Raw genomic sequence first — 19,077 nt, forward strand, 5'->3', positions numbered from 1 at the left:
GCGATGGTACGGCTCGCAGTATTCCTGACAGTCCTGATGCTGGTCCTGACCGGCATGACCGCCAGCGCGGTCGCCTTCACGCGCGGAAATGTCGACGCCGGGATCGCCTTCCTCTGGCCCGCCCTCGCCATTGCGCTGGTGCTCGGCCTCGCCATGCCGGGCCGGAAAACCGCCTAAGAGCTTTTTCAGCGAAAGTGGGAACCGGTTTCGCGGTTCGAAAAAGCGGCGGAATAACTAGCGCTTGTTCCAGACCACGCGGTAAAGATCAAACCGCCGGTCGCGCAGATTGCGCACCGTGCCCGATTGCCGCGCCGCCGTCAGATCATCCAGCCGCACATCGGCGACCACAATGGTCTCGACATTCTCTGCCGCCACCGCCGCCAGACCGTCGCGCGCAAACGGGAAATCACACGGCGTGATGATGGCGCTCTCGGCGTAATTCACATCCATATTCTCAACGTCCGGCAGATTGCCGACATTGCCCGCCGTCACCACATAGACCTGGTTCTCGATCGCCCGCGCATGGGCGCAATAGCGCACCCGCAAATGCCCCGTCCGGTCATCCGTCGCATAGGGCACGAACAATATGCCCGCCCCCTCATCCGCCAGCTTGCGCGCCAGCTCCGGGAATTCGGCGTCATAACAGATCAGCACCCCGATCGGCCCGCAATCGGTCTGGATGGTGCGCACCTCATTGCCGCCCTTGATTCCCCACCAGAATTTCTCGTTCGGCGTGGGGTGGATTTTCTCCTGCGCATGCACCGAGCCGTCGCGCAGGAAAACATAGGCCACATTCTGGATGTCGCCATCATCGGTCTGGGTCGGATGCGATCCGCCGATGATGTTGATATTGTATCCCACCGCCAGGCTGCGCATGAATTCAATGAAGCCGGGCGTATGTTTCGTCAGCGCCTGGATCGATTCCTCCGGCGTCAGCTTGCGCTTTTCCAGCGCCAGCAAAGCCACGGTGAACATCTCCGGAAACACGCAGAAATCCGCCCGGTAGTCCGAACACACATCCACGAAATACTCGATATTGCGCTCGAAGGCCTCAAGGCTGTCTTCCGCCCGCGCCTGAAACTGCACCGCGGCGACACGCACCGTGCGCGGCTCCGGCCGGACCGGCGCTTTCTCATCCTCGACCCAGGACGGATTGTGCCAGGCCATCAACAGGGCATAGCCGAGGGAATCCCTGTCCTCGTCATAATACCCTTTCATCAGCCGCACCGGCTCGAAGCCCTGCCGCGCCTGGAAGGCATAGACCGGGTCCCGGGCCTTCTTGGCCTTCACCGCCTCCAGATAATTCTCCGGCGTGCCGTATTCCTTGACCTTGCGGCGCAGCGACGGGAAGCGCGCGCCATAGACAATGCCCTTCAGCCCCCAGTCCTCGCACAGACCGCGCCGTGCATCATACAGGCGTTGCCCCAGCCGGATGCGGCGCACATTGGGGTCCACACAGATTTCCGCGCCATACAGCCAGTCACCATCGGGATTATGCAGCGTGCCATAGCCATGGCCGGTAATGCTGTCGAGCGTATGGTCTTCAAACGCCAGCGCTTCATCAACGATGAATGTCGAGGCCCAGCCCGCCAGCTCTCCATCCAGCTCGACCACGAACTGGCCTTCCGGAAAGCGTTCCAGCCGGCCCTTGATCATGCCCGGCTCATCCGGCTCCAGTTTCGGAAAGGCCCGTTTCTGCAGCGCGATAATGTCGTCTATATCGCCGGCCTCCGCATTACGGATGATCAGGCGCGCGGACTTCTTGTGCGCATTATCAGCTGCGGGCATGAATTATCCTATTTGTAAAATTCGGGACGGCGGTCCCGGAAAAAACCCCAGGCCGCACGGTGGCGATTGAGAAAGTCGAGGTCGAAGCTTGCGGTAATGAAACCGGTTTCGGTCCGGTCCAGTTCCGCGACGACCGCCCCGGCATGATCGGCAATGAAGGACGTACCATAAAAAACCTGTCCGTCCTCGTCTCCCACACGGTTGGCGGCAATGACCGGCATGACGTTGGAAACAGCATGACCCTGCATGGCCCGCCGCCAGCGCGCCGCCGTGTCCAGGCTGTCATCATGCGGCTCGGATCCGATGGCCGTCGGATACATCAGGATGTCCGCGCCCATCAGTGCCATGGCCCGGGCGCTTTCCGGAAACCATTGGTCCCAGCAGATGCCGACACCGATCCGGCCATGCCGCGTAGGCCAGACCTTGAAACCCGTATCGCCCGGCCGGAAATAGTATTTCTCCATATAACCCGGACCATCCGGAATATGGCTCTTGCGGTAGACGCCCATCGCCGCGCCATCGGCGTCAATCATGACCAGCGAATTATAATAGCACGGCCCGTCCTTCTCGAAGATCGAAACCGGTATGACCACGCCCAGATCCCTGGCCAGCGGCTGCAAAGCGGTCACGCAGGGATGCTCAAGCGCCGGATAGGCCTGCGCAAACCAGTGTTCTTCCTGCGTCTTGCAGAAATACGGCCCCTGGAACAATTCGGGCGGCAAGATGACTTGCGCCCCCGCAGCTGCCGCCTCGCGGATCAGGCCGGCCACAGTCTCGATATTCGCGTTGGTGTCGTCACCGAAGGGCGCCTGTAGCGCCGCCACGGTCAGCTTTTGATCCGGCATGAAAATGTCCGTTCTATTCGTCGAGCTGGTCAATCCAGTCGCCCGGGCCATCGCCCGTCCGCAAATCCATCAGCGTCGGAAACAGCCACCACGGGGCGTCACCATCCGCATTCCACAGACCCACATAAGCAAATCCGGTCGCGGGTTCCAGATAGATTTGTGCACCATAACCGGAAAGATAGCCGGAATGTGTCAGAAGCTGTCGTCCATTCCAGTCATAGGTGCGCCAGCCCAGACCATAACCCGTTGAGTCAATTCTCTCCGCCAGCCTGTACATCCGTCGCGTCTGCTCCGGGGTATCGCCCTGACTGGTCTGAACCCGGTGTAGCACTTCCTGCGGTATGCGCTGGCTCGCCCCCAGATGGGCCCGGGCATAAGCGATCATATCGCGAAGCGACACATTCACGCCGGCCGCAGACACAGTCGTATCATAGGCCGATTGCGGATCACCCGCGACGGGCTGGCCGCCCACGCGCTCGCGGCGGCGATGGGGACGTGCCCAGCTATCGGCCGTAATCAGGTCATCAACGCCGATGGTGGCATCCTCCATGCCAATCCGCTCGAACAGCCACGCCCGCATCGCCATTTCGAACGGCAATCCGGCGGCCTGGGCGCCGAGCGTTTCAAGGCTGGTATAGGTCACATTCTGATAGCTGTAACACTGACCGGGGCGACAGACGGTTCTCTGGGCCCGGAAGCGGTTGCGCAGATCATAAAGCTCGATCCCGGCCTCCATCTGCCGGTCCAGCGTATGCGGCGTCAGACCGGTACGCTGCGCCAGCACCTGCTCGACAGTGGCTGCCCGCCCATTGGGCAGGGGCAGGAGTTCGCGGGGCACATCATCGACCAGATTCAAGCGGCCCTCATGTTCGAGCAAAGCCATCAGCGTTCCGGTCATGCCCTTCGACACCGAGGCCGCCCGAAACAGCGTCCGGTCGGTGATCGGCCGCCCCGATCCCACGGCTTCTTCACCGGAGGTATAGATGAAGACCGGCTCCCCATGCTCGAGAACGGCAATCGCCAGACCCGCCATATAATCGCGCCCGGCGACGTCTTCGACGCGCTGGCGAAAGGGCGTGAGATAGTCCAGCGCACTGGGTGGACGCGGCGTATGGGGCATGAAGACAGGTTCGAGCGCAGCGAAAATGGCGGGTGAGACCTGCACAATAAAAGCCGGGCTGGACGCAGCAGCAGAGCCGGTCCAGGCGGTCAATAACACAAATATCAAACCCAGGGCGCGCATGCCCTCATCCCCCACGTCTACAGCCGGGAGACAGCTTTCAGGTCATTCGCGGCAAATTGCAGGTAACGCAATGAAAGGCGCCGCCGCCTGAAAGGATCGCCCGTGCCGGACTCGTTAACACTTTCTTCTCTGGCAGAGCATCTTGCAAGGCCTGCGCCGCCGATTTCCCCGGAGATTCGTCATAGATCGGCATAATGATCCGATCGAACGCCGATACCCAGTTCATGTGGGAGGCCGGCATGGGCTTGCCATCCTCATCCTCGACTTTGCCGGGAGACGGTATTTCGATGACCCGGAACCGTTTCCCGTCTGGCGTTTTCATCCGCCGCAGCTGAGCCGAAATCTCCTGCAGGACGTCGGCCTGGGGATCATCAGCACCGTTCGGCGACTGGCAAACCACGACGCCGGGCGCCACAAAGCGGGCAATATTGTCGATATGACCATCCGTATGGTCGAAATGCAGGCCGCGGTCGACCCAGTAGATCGTCTCGACTCCCAGCGTCGAATAGAACAGGTCCTCGACATCCGCTTCGGTCCGGTCCGGATTACGAAACTGGCTCATCACGCATTGCCGGGTGGTCAGAACGCCGCCGACACCGTCAAATTCCAGCGCCCCACCCTCACAGGTCAGATCAACCTTCTTCAAAGGTACGCCGGCAAGATCTGCGATCACGCCGCCCACTTCATCATCGCCGGGCAATTCATATTTCCCGCCCCAGCCGTTGAAGCGGAACTGGACCGCTTCCATTCGTCCCTTCCGCAAGCGGAACACCGGCCCGGTATCGCGCGCCCAGACATCTCCGTAGTCCGCACGAACGATCTCGGCGCGATTGCCCAGCGCCGCCCTGGCCGAAGCCTCGGCCTGATCAGTGGCCGCCAGAATGGTGATCGCCTGAGCGGTTTCACCCTCGCCGGCCAGAAGACTGACAAACTGTGCGAACTCGGCCTGCGCCGGCTCGAGGTCGGCTTCCCAGAGATCGGGATCAGCCGGCCAGCAGGTAAAAATCCGGTCCTGAGGTGCAAATTCGTGAGGTATGGAAAAATCGTTTTTCATGACATTCCGCTAGCATGAAGGCGGCGTCCCTGCCAGCGGGATGCGCGCAAAAGAAAAGGGGCGGCTGACAAGCCGCCCCCATCCTTGTCCGGTTGACCCGGTTACGAGAAATTAGAACTCGTAACGCAGGCCGATACGGATGTTGTAAACCGAGCTGCCGGAACTCAGGAAGCCGGTCGGCTCACGGAAGTTCTGGTAGCGGTTGTAGCGATAAACGCAGGAGCCCGCCGTCGTACATGCAGTGCGCATGGCATCGCCGGTCAGAGCCGTCGCACCATTGACGCCGTTTGCGGCGACATCAGCAGTGGACACCATATCTGCCTGCACCAGAGCTACCTGACCGAAGCCAGGAGCATTGTACTGGGTGCCCCACTCATCGTTCAGCATGTTGAGGACGTTCTCGATATCAACCACCAGATTGAAGCGGTTGTCACCGACAAATTCCTCGACGAAGGGCAGGCTGCCCAGCTCTTGCTGGATGCGAAGGTCCCACTGCTGGTTCCACGGACCGAAGTCGGAATTGACTTCATGGATTTGTCCACGAGCCAGGCCACGGCTGTTGATCAGGGCATCGAAAGCCGTCTGATTGAAGGTCCCGGCATAGACGACCCGTGCATCACCCGCAGTCGGGATGTAGAGCGGGCTATTGTCAAACGGACCTTCACCCAGGCCTGCACGACCGAACAGCGAGTTCGAATTGTTGATATCGAACGTGTAGGTGAACGGCGCACCGGAGGTGATTTCACCGAACAGGTCAAAGCGTGTGGTCAGATCGCCGAAGAAATCACGCTCGTACCAGAAGCTGAGCGCGAAGCGGTCCTGGACCTGGTAGATGGATGTCCGGGCCGACGGGAAGTTCCGGTCCGTATCCACAATACCACGCCAGCTCGAAATACCGCGGGAGGACGAACCTTCCGATCCCATTTCCACGTCCTGATAGCCATAGGACCACTGGAAGCCGAGGCCGTTCTCGAACTCTTTGGCCAGGGTGAAGGTGAAGATGTGGTTTTCGCCTTCGGAGTGGTTGGTCAGCTGGGTGAAGTTGCCAATGCCAAGGGCATCAAGGTCGGCATAGATGGTACGTCCATCCGGTGCTACACCGGTCGGCAGAGCTGCCGGAAGCTGCGTCTGGGCCAGATTACGCCACTGGAAGCCATTATTCGTACGATTGTACAGATACTGGAAGGTGAAGCGGTAATCGGTACCGAGATTGAAGAATTCCGGCAGACCGAACATGTCGCCCAGTTCTGCATCAAACTCCTGATCGACCCGGATGGAGGCCCGCCAGTCGGACGGGATTTCGAAGTTAGGGTCAATGCCGTCAATAACCGACGGCGTGCCGTTGGCCACATTGTTCAGAAGGTTTTGCGGAATGCCGAAACCGTTCAGCGTGACATTGTTGGCCGAAGTGAAGACCGTCGATTGCTGGAAGGCGTTGGAAATCCAGACCATCGGATTGCCGCCGGAGAAGAGACCGAAGCCACCGGAAACCGTTGTGCGGTCAAGCGGCGTCCAGCGAGCGCTGAGACGCGGCATGAACACGTCACGGCCATCCAGGTTTTCTTGCGAAGACTGGCCGAAATTGGTTGCGATCGCAGGATCATTCGGCGGCGTGTCGTCCTGGCTGAAGAACTCCCAGCGGAAACCACCTTGCAGTTCCAGTTCCGGCAAGACCTGCCAGGTGTCCTGACCAAAGATCGTGAAGCGATCAACACCCCACTCGGCAGCACCGGTCGATGCGTTGTTCGACGGAACGTTGACGTATTCGATACGCGCCGTGCCGTTGATGATGTCCTGGACATTGTTGAAGATGAAACGGCCATTCGAGGACGCAATGAAGACATTGCGCAGTTCGAATTGCTCGTATTCACCGCCCAGTGTCAGAACGTGGTTGCCGGCGGAATAGTCAGCAGAACCGAACAGGGTCAGACGGGTGTCGTCATATTCGTTGGCGTGACGGAAGCGGTCGCAACCACCAATAAAGGTGGTTTCGCTGGTATTTGTCAGCAAACCGTCGAGAACCGTTCCGGCCACATCGGCCGCACTGAGGCGGAATTCGAGATGCGGTTGACCGGCGCCGGCGCGGCAATTCTGGCCGCGGACGAATTCGGTGTAGTTCACACGGAAGGTCGTCGACAGATTGGCGTTCCAGTCGGAGAACACCTGACCGGTATAGGCGGTTACATCAACCGGAATGTCATACCAGGAAGAAACAAAACCCGTACCGCTTGTGCTGGTGCCGGCTTCCTTCGTGCTTTGATAGGTGAAGGATGCGCGATGGTCCTGATTGATGTTCCAGTCGAGACGGCCAAGGAGGCGTTCCGAAGTGACCGGATTTGAAACCGATGTCGGACGGCCGCCCATGTTAAAGCCGAGCTCGTTCTGAACCAGGGTGTTCAGTGCATTGTAGAAGCCTGCCTGACGGCCGTTTGCCGCATCACCGGCAGAAAAGTCGGTGCTCGAACCGGATTCGAACTCGTCATAGGACACAAAGAAGAACAGCGTGTCTTCGATGATCGGGCCACCGAGCGTGATGCCATACTCTTCTTCGGTGAAGGGCGGGTTGCCCACGATGTTTCCATCGACAACATCGCCGCGGAAATCTTCGTCGGAACGATAGTAGAAGAGAGAACCGTCAAACTCATTCGTGCCCGAGCGGGTCACGATGTTGACCAGGCCGCCGGTGAAGTTACCGGCTGTGACCGAGTAATCCGAGGCCACGATTGACGCCGATTCGATGGCGTCGAGGTTGATTGGCGAACGGCTGGTCGCATAGGTGTTGGAGCCCAGACCGAAATTGTCCTGCTGCAGCGCACCATCAATGGCCAGCGCGTTGAAGCGCGGGTTGATACCAGCGACAGAGAGGTTGCCTTCACCGCTGGAATTGGCGAGCGGGTCGCGCAACAGCGTAGCGATGACATCGCGATTGGTCGAAGGCTGGTTGGCAATGTCGCGAGCCGTATAGGTCGAGCCGGCGCCATTGTTGATGTCCAGCGACTGGAGGCGCTGACCCAGGACAACGATCGTGTCAGCCTGGCCGCCTTGCAGTGTCACGCGGATCGGTGTGTTCGAACCCGGATCGAGGCGAATATCCTCGATGATATCCGCCTGAAAGCCTTCAGCCTGAATGGCGAGACGGTATGGACCGCCAACCCGCAGACCGGACTGGAAGAAGTTACCGTCACCAGCTGTCAGGGTGGTCGAAACCGTACCGGACGGAATGTGAATGATCGTCACGGTCGCGCCGTTGATGGCAGAACCATCTTCGGCAACCACGGAACCGCGCACCTGCGATGACGTATTCTGGGCATAAACCGCAGCGGGTGCTGCAAGTGCGAACAGAGCAGCTGCCGCTGCGCTGTAAGAAAGTTTTCTTGAGAATGACATGGTTCTTCCAATCCCCACGAGTCGACGGAATGGGGACTGTCGCGGTCCCCGGTGAAACACGGGGCGGGCAATACGCCTCTGACGAAAAGGATCAATGACTAATTTGTGACGCTTATGTGACGAAGCCCACGGTCATTTTGTTGCGGCGCACAAATGCGTTTTCGAGTCCCGGTAAACAAAATGTGAAGTGGCCTGAAAACATAACGAAAATTCTCCACTGCAATCGCGGTCAGGATTTCCACAATGTCAGCCATCAGCCGTCAGGCGCGGATGACGGGGCACGAACATTTCCCTAAAAGTGCGGCTTGTATGTTACACCTCTCTCAGGCAGGAAGCCGTCATGTCCCAGCGTCAGAACCTGACCGATTCTCTTTCGCCTCTGCTATGGGGTCTGGCGGTCATTATCGGGGTGACGCTGGCGCGTCTGATCCTGCTCGCCAACACCCAGCTGCAACTCTACCCGGACGAGTCGCAATACTGGGTCTGGTCGCAAAGCTTTGACTGGGGATATTTTTCCAAGCCGCCTCTCATCGCCTGGGTGATCGCGACCTCCACGACCCTGCTCGGCGATACTGATTTCGCCGTGCGTCTGCCCTCTCTTCTTTTCCACGCAATGGGCGCCGGCTTCCTGCTGCTCAGCGCCCATCATCTGAAACAGGGCTGGGCCGGTCTACTCGCAGCGCTGGTCTATCTGTCCATGCCGGGTATTGGTCTGTCGGCTGGCGTGATCTCGACCGACGCCCTGTTACTGCCGCTGTGGGCTGGTTCGCTGTATATGCTGCTGCGCTTGCGCGACGGGTCTGGCGGCTGGGCGATCGCCGCCGGTCTCGGCGTGCTGACCGGGCTCGCCTTTCTGGCCAAGTATGCGGCGATCTATTTCCTCATCGGGACCGGATTGGCGATCGTGCTGGACCCGCCGACACGCCGCGCCCTTCTGTCGCCCAAAGGCTTGCTGGCGGCCATCATTCTGGCCGCGGTCTGGGCCCCCAATATCCTGTGGAACGCCTCTCATGATTTTGCGACGGTTCAACACACCGCCGCCAATGCCAACTGGCAGGGGCAATTGTTCAACCCTGGAGAATTGCTGGATTTCCTGACCGGCCAGTTTGGCGTCTTCGGGCTTTTGCTCTTCCCGGTATTGATCGTTGCCATTGTTCAGGCCTGGCGGCACTGGCGCGATCCGGACCGGCAAATTGACCGCTTCCTGACATTGTTTATCGCGCCGGTCCTGATGGTCGTCCTCGTCCAGTCCTTCATCAGCCGCGCCCACGCCAACTGGGCCGCATCGGCCTATGTCGCGGCAACGCTTCTGGTGCTGCTCTTCCTGACGAGGGGCGAAAAATGGCGGCGGCATGTGATGACCGCCTCCATTGGAATCGGTTTTGCGGCATCCGTGGTCATGGCGGTCCTGGCCGTCAATCCGTCACTCGTCGGCGGGGTCAACGCCTTTCGGGGCTTGCGGCACTTGCAGTCCTGGCCGGAGACAGCCAGCGCGCTGCACGAAGCTGAAACCCGGCATGCCTATACCGCCCTGGTCTTTGATGACCGGAATATCTTTCACCAGATGCAGCGCTATGGCGGTCAGCTGGAAACGCCGTTGCGCATGTGGCAGCGCTATAATGCACCCCACAATCACGCCGAAGACGTCTGGGCGCTGGACGACGGCGCAGAGGGGCCGGTCCTGATCATATCCGAGCGGGAATGGGAGCGCGCCCGCTTGCTGGCCGATTTCGAGCGCGTCGAACAGCTTGATGAGATCAGCATTCCGACGGGTGGGCATCGCGAACGCCGTTTAATCCTCTATGCCGGCTACAACTATCATCGCATTCCGCGAACCGCGGAATATGAAGCCGCCCAGGCGCAGGCCGATGCTGCGCGTCAGGCGTCCAACTGACAGGAAACGCTTGGCCGATGTGCTATCAACGGTTTAACTAGTCCGGCTGTGTCTTGAAGGGTTGCGTGTATGTCTGGGATCCGATTTGTCCGTGGAATGGGCTTGATTGCTCTGCTGGCCATTCTGACGGCTTGCGCCACGACCGCCACGCGACCCGCCATTGATGCCGGCGGCGGGCCGTTGACCCGGCTGCCCGACACCGACCCGGCCACCAATCAGGGCACGCGCCGCACCGAATCCAGCCAGACCATTCAGGACGCCCGCGAGTCCGATACCGTGAGCGAAACCGTTCGTTATGGCGATGGTGTGCAAATCCGGCCCAGCCGGGTCAGCTCGAATTCCCTTCCCAGCGGGGCCTACACGGTCAATTTTGTGGACGCGCGCGTGGATGAAGCGGCGCAAACCATTTTCGGCGATCTGCTCGATGAGTCCTATAATATCGACCCGCGTGTTCAGGGCCGCGTCACCGTCAACACGCCGCGCCCGGTGTCCCGTGAAGGCCTGCTCTCGCTCTTCGAGGCGAGCCTGTCGATCAACAATGCGGCCCTTGTATTTGCCGATGGCGCATACAGGGTCATGCCGGCTGGCGAAGCCCAGACATCCGGCCTGGCCCGGTTTGCCACGGTCAGCCAGCCCGGCTGGGGTGTGACCGCCATTCCGCTCCGCTTTGTCTCCGCGAATGAAATCCGGACCCTGATGGAGTCCGTTGTCACACGGCCCGGGGCCTTGCGGGCCGACCCGGCGCGCAATCTCTTGCTCATTCTGGGTTCGGCACCTGAACGCCGCAATATGGCAGCGGCTGCCGAAGCGTTCGACGTCGACTGGATGGCCGGCATGTCGGTCGCCATGGTGCCTTTGATCAATGCCAGCGCTGATGACGTGATCCAGGAAATCCGGACGATCTATTCGTCGGGTACCGAAGGCAGTTCCGGCGCCTTGCGCCTGCAAAGCATTGACCGCCTGAACGCGGTTCTGGTGATCGCGCCAAGCCGGGAATTGCTGGATCAGGCACGCGAATGGATTACGACACTGGATGTTGGCGGCGCGGACGGCTCGACCCTGCGCGTCTATTTCCTTGAAAATGGCGAAGCCGAAGAAACCGCTGCCCTGCTGAATGAGTTGCTGGGTGACGGGGCTCTGAATGGCGTCGCACCGGATCTGGAATCGGGCACGGCGTCCTCATCCGGCACCGGGTCGTCTGGCAGCCGTGCGAGCGGCGAAATTCGCGTCATCGCCGACACCATCAACAACGCCATCCTCGTGCTGGCCGATCAGCCGGGACAGGCCCTTGTCGGGCGCGCGCTGGAATCGATCGACCGGACGCCGGTTCAGGTCGTCATCGAAGCTGTGATCGCGGAAGTCACGCTGAACGATACACTCCGCTACGGGGTGCAATTCTTCTTTGAAGGAGATGGCATTGCCAACGTCGCCGATAGTGGCCGCGGCGGATTCGGGGTCGATGCCTTTGATGCCAACGGTAATTTCCCGGGCTTCAACATGCTGCTCGAATCCGGCGACAATGCCCGCGTCGCACTCGACGCCCTGTCCCGCGTGACCGACCTCACAGTGGTCTCCTCCCCGACTGTCCTGGTTCGCGACAATCACACCGCCAACTTTCAGGTTGGCGATGAAGTGCCGATTGTCACCCGCCAGTCCAACTCGGTCATCAATCCGGACTCTCCGGTCGTGAACAATGTCGAATTCCGCGATACCGGCGTTCTGCTCACCGTGACGCCGCGTGTGTCGTCCACCGGCATGGTAACAATGGAAATCGAGCAGGAAGTCTCGAATGTCGCCAGCGGTTCGGCCAGTTCCCTGACGCCAACAATTTCCACGCGCTCGCTTTCCACAACCGTCTCTATCCGCTCCGGCCAGACCGTCATTCTGGGCGGGCTGATCGACGAAAGCCGCGATAGCGGACGCGACGGCATTCCCGGCGTCGCCAGCATTCCCTTCATCGGCGACTTGCTCAGCCAGACCAACATCACGACGACGCGCACCGAATTGCTGATCTTCCTGACGCCGCGCGTCATCGATTCCGATGAAGATGCGGCGGCCATCACCAATGAGATCCGCCAGCGCATGGAACTCCTTCGCCCGGAAACGAATTGATCAGCCTCTATCTCGACGTCTTCCTTCTGGCGGCCAGCCCCTTTATCGGAAGTTTTGTCACCGCCTCGGCGCGCAGCTGGCCCGACTGGGGCAAAATCGTCACTGGCCGGTCGGCCTGTGATGACTGCGGGCGGACACTGTCTCCCGCCGAGCTGGTCCCCGTCGTCAGCTTCCTGATCCAGCGCGGGACATGCCGCTCATGTGGCGCATCCGTTTCCTGGACCCATCCCGCCGGTGAAATCCTGGCCCTCCTGATCGCCATTCTGGCGGTTCTGGCGTTTGATGGCTGGATGAGCCCGGTCGCCATGATGTTTGGCTGGGTCTTGCTGTTTGCGGCGCTGGTCGATCTGCGCACTTTTCTGCTGCCGGATGTCGCTACGCTGGGCCTGATCCCGGCCGGATTGGCCGTCGGATTTCTGCAAGGCGGTCTGGATACACTCTGGCTCAACGCCCTGGCTGCCGTCATCGGATTTGCCAGTCTGGCCCTGATCAGCGAAACCTATAAACGCCTGCGCGGCCGCGAGGGTCTGGGTCTGGGTGATGCCAAGCTGCTGGCGGCCGGGGGCGCCTTCGCCGGACCGTTGGCCTTGCCCTGGATCGTGATGACCGGGGCCGGCGCGACACTCTTTATCGTGCTGATCGGCCACCTGCTCGGCCGCAAGGCCTCTGCCGATACCGCTGTCCCGCTGGGGCCGGGTCTCGCAGCGGGCTGTTATCTGGCCTATTCTTTGCCTTCGCTGATCTCGCCACATTTCTAGAAAGACGTTCGCGTGTTCAAAATACATGCCCTCCGGATCGGTCCCAGCCGCGCAATGTCTCGCAAGCCAAGGACGCTGTGGGCAGAGCCGTGGATGGTGTGGCGCGAGAATGCCTGGCGGGAGCTGACCTGCCCGGCGTGCGAGACCACCGGCCTCATGCCCAAGCGCATCGATGCCAATCCGCCCTACAAGCCGCGCGAGCGCTATAATCTGTTCGAATGCGAGACGTGCGGCACACTGCATTATCCGGACGCCGAGGTCTTCGAATACGAAAGCCGGCGCGATGCAGACCTTGCGCGCAAATTCTATCTGGAAGTCGGTGCCGGGCTGGATGCCATGATTGCGCCGCTCGCCTGGTCGGCGCGCAATGATGTCGGCTCCTTTCTGGAAGTTGGCGGCGGCTACGGGTTTTCGGTCGATTTTGCCAGCCGCGAACTGGGGTGGAAGGCCGCCAATATTGATCCGTCTTTTCTGGCCCGCACTGGCGCGGCAGATCTTGGGCACGCGCATGTCGCCGCTTATCTCAGCCCCGATCACAAACTGGCGGATCAATCCTTTGACCGCGTCCTGTCATCGGAAGTCATCGAGCACGTCAAAAAACCCGATGATTTTATCAACGCCCTGACCGCGGCGCTCGCCCCGGATGGGGTTTTGCTGCTGACCACACCCAATGCCGCGGTCGTAAAGAAGGGTGCCAGCCTCGACGATCTCTTGCCGGTGATCACGGCTGGCCACCACCTCGTCATCTATTCAAAAGCCGGGCTGCAAGCCGTGCTGCGCCGCGCAGGCTATTCCCGTATCCGTATCGAGGAAAGCGGTCCGACCCTTCACGCCGCCGCCGCGCGCGAAGACTTCGAGGTCGACTTCAATGCCCGCCCGGACCGGTCCCGCTTGCAATCCTATCTTGCCGGGCGTCTGGAAAGGCTTGGAAAGGATCACACACTCTTTGCGGCCTTTGCAGTGCGTCTGTTGAAGGAATATGTCCACACCGGCCAATGGGATGAGGCACGGCACCTGCGCGACCGCATCACGCGGCGCTGGCTGGAAGACTACGGATTCAATCTGAGGATGGCCGACAGTCTGAAGCCGGACTTCGTGCCCGGCGAAAAAGGCCAGCGGCGCCAGCTTCGGAAATTTGCGGCGAACCATCCCTTTTCACTGGCGATCGCCCTTTATTACTCTGGCCGGATTGATCAGCAGGGCGGCAACACCAAACAGGCGCTGGGCGCGCTTCTGGCATGTGCGCGCATCGCCACCACAATGCAGACAGTCTTCAGCGCCATGTATGCGGCGTGCCGCGAGACGGAGGAGGCCGGGCTGCGCGCAACCCTGGCTGCAGCGGAAATCAACGCCTCGTTCGACGCGGAGTCCGCTTGCGATGCCCTCCTCGCCATCGCCGACAAGGTCGAGGATCTGGTCCGCGACGAGTGGTGGCGGGTCGCCTGCCACGTCTATGCTTCAAATGCATTGTCCGGACACCATGCGGCGGTCTCCGGCATTGAAGCCCATGTCCGGGGATGGCTGGAAATGGCCCGCGATGAACGACGTGCCCTGACACCCGCCGAAGGCTATGCGGCGGGAGGTGTCGGTGAACACCATCAGGTCAACGGGCGTCCGGAACAGGCCGCACGATGGTTTGACGTGGCGGCGACCGCCATGACCGATCCGGCGGAGGCCGATGTCTTTCGGCGAAAGGCGGCGGAGTTGAAGCCCAAAGCTCCAAGCCGCGGCCAGCAATTGATCGACGCGCTGAATTCAGACGATGAGGACACGGCGCAACACATCGGCCACGCCATGAGCCATTTGCCGGTCACCAGCGATGAGATCGACGCTTCGGTGGCCTATGCGCTGGGGATCTATCATCTGAACATCGCGCCCGATGCGAATGCAGCGATCAAATGGTTTGCACGATCCGCCGAGCTGGCAAACGGCGATGCCCGGCTGGATGCAGAGCTTCATATCGCCCTTGCCGCAGAACGGCTGGCGGACGGTCCGAGAGCGAGAATTCTTCCGGACCTTATTCACCAGTTGGAGATCGCAAATCCGGTACGCGGCGATTTGGGGTCGCGGATCAAGGAGTTAACCGATAGGTATAGGGCGCAATCCGGTGCGAGGGAGGAAACCGCGTGAGCTGGCGGCGTTACATTCGATGGATCAAATGGCCGTGGCGCTGGGTTTTCGACCAGCGCGAGCGGAAGGACTATATCGCGCAGGCCTTCTCCTGGACCGTGGCGGCACTGATCGGCCCGAAATCCATGGTCCGCCAGACCTGGACGGGAGCCGACAGGCTGGAGGGCGCAAAAGACGTCGCCGTGCTGGTCACCTGGGACGCCAAGGGCCGGGTGCATGATTTCCTGATCGAACACATGCGCGCGCTGAGAAAAGCGGGCCGCGCCGTCATTCTCGTCTCCAACAGCCCGGAATTTCCTGAAAGCCAGATCGAGCGCGCAAAGCCGCATTGCGCGCTGATCGCCTGGCGCCACAATCGCGGCTATGATTTCGGCGCCTATCGCGACGGTCTGATGCTGGTGCCGGACTATGATTCGCTGGAGTCAGCCATCGTCATAAACGACAGCATTTACGGACCGTTTCAGCCGCTCGGCCCTCTGCTCAAGAAAGCCAGCGCCGCCAGGGCCGATGTCTGGGGCATGACCGATAGCTGGGATACACGCTGGCACCTGCAGAGCTATTTCATGCTGCTGCACAGAACGGCGCTTCAAAATCAGAAGGTCCGCGATCTCTGGTCCCGATGGAAGCATGTCCAGTCCAAATCCTGGGTCATCAACAAGCTGGAGATCGGTCTGACCGGACAATTCGAGCGTGCCGGGCTCACCTGCGCTGCCTTGTTTCCCTATCGCGACGAAGTCACCCGGTTTGCCCATACGGTGCGCAGCAATGAATTGCTCGCCGATGAAAGCCTCGCCAAACCACACCGCGATCTGCTGGAAAGAATGCTCTATCTGGCCGATGCCGGTGCGCCCATGAATCCCTGCCACTTTTTCTGGGACCAGTTGATCTCTGAAGGCTTCCCCTATCTGAAACGGGAGGTTCTGACGACCAACCCGATCGGGATGCCGCGGCTCTATGAATGGAGCGATGTCGTCGCGAATGCCGGAAAATACGACCCCGACCTGATTGTCCGCCATCTCCGCAAGATCGCCAAAAACCGGGTGGTTTGATGACAGGAAAGGCCGATATCGACTGGATTGAAACGATTGCCGGCTTGTCAGAGGCCGATATCAGTCGTGCGCGGCGCCTGTCTGTTGAAACTGGCGAGCGCCTCGCCCGGTCGCTGAAACGCCTCGGCGCAGCGTCCGATGCCGCGATTGCCGATGCGCTGGCGGCCGCCTGCGATCTGGAGCGCGTCTCGCCCTCCGCTTTCCCGGCACACGCCGCAGAAGCGGGGGGTATTTCGCCTCAATTTTTACAGGAATCAGCCGCCCTGCCGCTCTCGGAAGCCGATGATCTGATCGTTCTCGCGGTTGCAGACCCGACCGATCCGTCGCCGGAAGAAGGCGTTCGCCTCGCAACCGGAAAAGCCGTGACGCTGAAAGTGGCGGCGTTTTCAGACATCGAAGAGGCGCACACCCGGCTTTATGGCACCGATACCGCACTGGGTGATGTATCGGGCGATGACTTTGGCGATGGGGAAGACCTCAAGGATCTTGCCAGCGAAGCGCCGGTCGTCCGCCTGGTGAACGATCTGTTCGCCGACGCGCTGAAATCGCGGGCCTCTGACATCCATGTCGAGCCCTTCCGAGACCGACTGCGCATTCGTTTTCGCATTGATGGTGTCCTGCACAATCGCCCTTCGCCGAAACCGGGCCTCGCGCGCCTCATCACCAGCCGTATCAAGATCCTCGCCAGTCTCGACATTGCCGAGCGCCGGCGGCCGCAGGATGGCCGGGCCCGGGTCACCATCGCCGGAAGCGCCCTGGACTTGCGGGTGGCGACGGCACCCACAGCGCATGGCGAGAGCGTGACCATCCGCTTGCTCGAAGATCGCGACACGCAAGTCAAACTCGACGATCTCGGTCTCTCGCAAAAACAACGCGATCACCTGACGCGGCATCTGACAGCGCCCTACGGCCTCATTCTGGTCACCGGCCCCACGGGTTCGGGTAAAACCACGACGCTGGCCGGTGCGCTGGACCAGTTGAACACGTCGGACCGCAAGCTGATATCGATTGAAGACCCCATCGAATATCAGATCGAAGGCGTCAATCAGATCGCGGTGAATGCGCCCATCGGCCTGACCTTCGCCAGCGTGTTGCGATCGGTTTTGCGCCACGATCCGGATGTCATCGTCGTCGGCGAATTGCGCGACGGCGAAACCGCGGAAATTGCGGTCAACGCCGCCCTGACCGGTCACCTCGTCCTGGCTACCGTCCACACCAATACAGCATCAGGTGCCGCGCCCCGGCTGATCGATATGGGTGTCGATCCCGCCCTGCTCCGTTCAACCATGCGCCTGTCCCTGGCCCAGCGTCTGGTCCGTCAGCTTTGCCCCGACTGCAAGGAGCCCGCGGCCCCGCCCGCCGGACTGACCTCGGCATGGAAGGCCGTCGGATGCGATCATTGCTCGGGAACCGGATATCGCGGCCGCATCGGCGTATTTGAATTCGTCGATATGAAGGATGAATTGTCCGATGCGCTGAAGCCCGGCGTATCATCGTCCGAAATCGAAAAGCTGGCCCGCAGGAAAAAAATGGTCTCGATCCGGCAGGATGCGCTCGAGAAAATCGAAGCCGGCATTACCAGCGTTGAAGAAGTCGACCGCGTGCTCGGAGTGTTCTGATGGCGCTTTTCGCGGTATCAGCCATACGTCCTGATGGCGGTGCAGAAACCATCCGCATTGACGCCGCCGACAAGGCCGCCGCGGCCGCCGCCATTTCCGCGCGGGGCCTGACCCCGATCCGCGTTCAACCCGCCCGCGAAGCCCCGCAAAAGCAGGCCTCCGGCCGGGCCAAGAAAATGGCAACGCGTCTGGCGCGCGAATTGTCCGTCCTGACCGCAGCCGGCCTCAGCATTGAGCCCGCGCTGGCCGCCCTGTCCCGACATGCCGCTGAAAAGAAGCTGAAAGAAGCTGCGGACATGTTGCTGGCCGATGTCCGCAATGGTGCCTCCTTGTCGGAAGCCTTTGCCAAGCGGCCTGAAATCTTCCCTTCACCCTTCCCCGAGATCGCCGAGGCCGGAGAAGCCGGCGGAGCGCTGGGCAAAGCACTGGGCGAACTCGCCGACACCCGCGAGCGCCGGGAAGCGGTCGAGGCGACGATACAGGGCGCTTTGGCCTACCCCGCCTTCCTCATGCTGATGGCCATCGGCGCCGTTTCGGGCCTTCTGGTTTTTGTCATTCCCAGATTTCGCGGCCTCTTTGACCAGATCGGGCGGGAAATTCCGTCTCAGGCGGCTTTCGTTTTCGGCGCCGCCGATGCCATTGGCACCTATGGACCGTGGGTCATCATTCTCATAGCGGTGATGGTGCTGATCTGGCGCGCCGCGTTGAACCGGCCGGGCTTTCGCGAAGCCTATGATCGATGGTTATTGGGTCTGCCGCTCATCGGCACCGCTTTGCGAACGATGATTGCGGCCCGCTTTTGCCGCGTGCTCTCGCTGCTCCTGAAAAACGGCTTGTCAGCGGTTCCGGCGCTGAGGCTGGCCTCCCGCGCAGCGGGCAATCTCTGGGCCATCCGGCGTCTCACCGAGGCCTTGGCCGAAGTCCGGACCGGCAAGGGGTTTTCCGAGCGGGTAGAAGCCTCGGACGTGCTGCCGCCACTGGCGGCGGAATTGCTGTCTGTCGGCGAGGAGACCGGTGATCTCGGCGCGGCCGCCGAACGCCTGGCCACATTCTATGAAACCCAGTTCGAACAAAATGCGCGGCTGATCTCGCGCATTATCGAACCAGCTGTTATCGTCTTTGCCGGTCTTGCCATTGGTGGTGTCGTTGTCTCGATCCTGTCGGCACTGGTCAGCATCAATGAAATCGATTTCTAGAG

13 protein-coding genes are annotated in these 19,077 nt (G+C 60.7%); 8 read left to right on the forward strand and 5 right to left on the reverse strand.

Annotated elements, in window-relative coordinates:
• Positions 1-3: 3 nt before the first annotated feature.
• Positions 4-177 carry a hypothetical protein gene (locus HXX25_RS09340; protein ID WP_187165656.1) on the forward strand — a complete coding sequence of 58 codons (174 nt, stop codon included), beginning with the start codon at positions 4-6 and terminating at the stop codon, positions 175-177.
• A gap of 57 nt (positions 178-234) precedes the next feature.
• Here the strand turns inward: HXX25_RS09340 and HXX25_RS09345 are convergent, their stop codons facing one another.
• From HXX25_RS09345 to HXX25_RS09365, 5 genes are all read right to left on the reverse strand, one after another.
• Positions 235-1,788, reverse strand: a complete 1,554-nt coding sequence (locus HXX25_RS09345; RefSeq protein WP_187165657.1) for a bifunctional GNAT family N-acetyltransferase/carbon-nitrogen hydrolase family protein — start codon at positions 1,786-1,788, stop codon at positions 235-237.
• A gap of 8 nt (positions 1,789-1,796) precedes the next feature.
• A complete protein-coding gene (gene aguB / locus HXX25_RS09350) occupies positions 1,797-2,633 on the reverse strand; it encodes an N-carbamoylputrescine amidase (RefSeq protein WP_187165658.1) in 837 nt (278 codons plus the stop codon).
• A gap of 13 nt (positions 2,634-2,646) precedes the next feature.
• Positions 2,647-3,876: a serine hydrolase gene (locus tag HXX25_RS09355; protein WP_187165659.1), complete on the reverse strand. Its 1,230-nt coding sequence runs from the start codon at positions 3,874-3,876 to the stop codon at positions 2,647-2,649.
• 37 nt (positions 3,877-3,913) lie between these two features.
• Complete coding sequence (locus HXX25_RS09360; RefSeq protein WP_187165660.1) at positions 3,914-4,930, reverse strand: agmatine/peptidylarginine deiminase; 1,017 nt, start codon at positions 4,928-4,930, stop codon at positions 3,914-3,916.
• A gap of 111 nt (positions 4,931-5,041) precedes the next feature.
• On the reverse strand, positions 5,042-8,317 hold the full coding sequence (locus HXX25_RS09365; RefSeq protein ID WP_187165661.1) for a TonB-dependent receptor: 3,276 nt from the start codon (positions 8,315-8,317) through the stop codon (positions 5,042-5,044).
• A gap of 340 nt (positions 8,318-8,657) precedes the next feature.
• On the opposite strand from HXX25_RS09365, the gene HXX25_RS09370 reads away from it, so the two are divergent.
• The 7 genes from HXX25_RS09370 (at position 8,658) to HXX25_RS09400 (ending at position 19,075) form a co-directional block, all read left to right on the forward strand.
• The gene (locus tag HXX25_RS09370) at positions 8,658-10,211 is read left to right on the forward strand and encodes a glycosyltransferase family 39 protein (RefSeq protein ID WP_187165662.1); all 1,554 of its coding nucleotides are present in this window, start codon (positions 8,658-8,660) and stop codon (positions 10,209-10,211) included.
• Between the two features lie 69 nt (positions 10,212-10,280).
• A complete protein-coding gene (gene gspD, locus HXX25_RS09375; RefSeq protein WP_187165663.1) occupies positions 10,281-12,323 on the forward strand; it encodes a type II secretion system secretin GspD in 2,043 nt (680 codons plus the stop codon).
• Entirely contained in the window at positions 12,320-13,081 is a 762-nt protein-coding gene (locus HXX25_RS09380; RefSeq protein ID WP_187165664.1) for an A24 family peptidase, read from the forward strand. The genes gspD and HXX25_RS09380 overlap by 4 nt, the downstream gene beginning before the upstream one ends.
• A gap of 54 nt (positions 13,082-13,135) precedes the next feature.
• On the forward strand, positions 13,136-15,211 hold the full coding sequence (locus HXX25_RS09385; RefSeq protein ID WP_233346626.1) for a bifunctional 2-polyprenyl-6-hydroxyphenol methylase/3-demethylubiquinol 3-O-methyltransferase UbiG: 2,076 nt from the start codon (positions 13,136-13,138) through the stop codon (positions 15,209-15,211).
• On the forward strand, positions 15,208-16,260 hold the full coding sequence (locus HXX25_RS09390; RefSeq protein WP_187165666.1) for a rhamnan synthesis F family protein: 1,053 nt from the start codon (positions 15,208-15,210) through the stop codon (positions 16,258-16,260). The genes HXX25_RS09385 and HXX25_RS09390 overlap by 4 nt, the downstream gene beginning before the upstream one ends.
• Positions 16,260-17,879 (forward strand): GspE/PulE family protein, encoded by a 1,620-nt coding sequence (locus HXX25_RS09395; protein ID WP_187165667.1) that lies wholly within the window; start codon positions 16,260-16,262, stop codon positions 17,877-17,879. The genes HXX25_RS09390 and HXX25_RS09395 overlap by 1 nt, the downstream gene beginning before the upstream one ends.
• Positions 17,879-19,075, forward strand: coding sequence for a type II secretion system F family protein (locus tag HXX25_RS09400; protein ID WP_187165668.1), 1,197 nt, complete (start codon positions 17,879-17,881; stop codon positions 19,073-19,075). Before HXX25_RS09395 ends, HXX25_RS09400 begins: the two co-directional genes overlap by 1 nt.
• The last annotated feature ends 2 nt before the right edge of the window (positions 19,076-19,077 follow it).

Origin of the sequence: Hyphobacterium sp. CCMP332, from assembly GCF_014323565.1 — a bacterium.
GTDB lineage: Bacteria > Pseudomonadota > Alphaproteobacteria > Caulobacterales > Maricaulaceae > Hyphobacterium.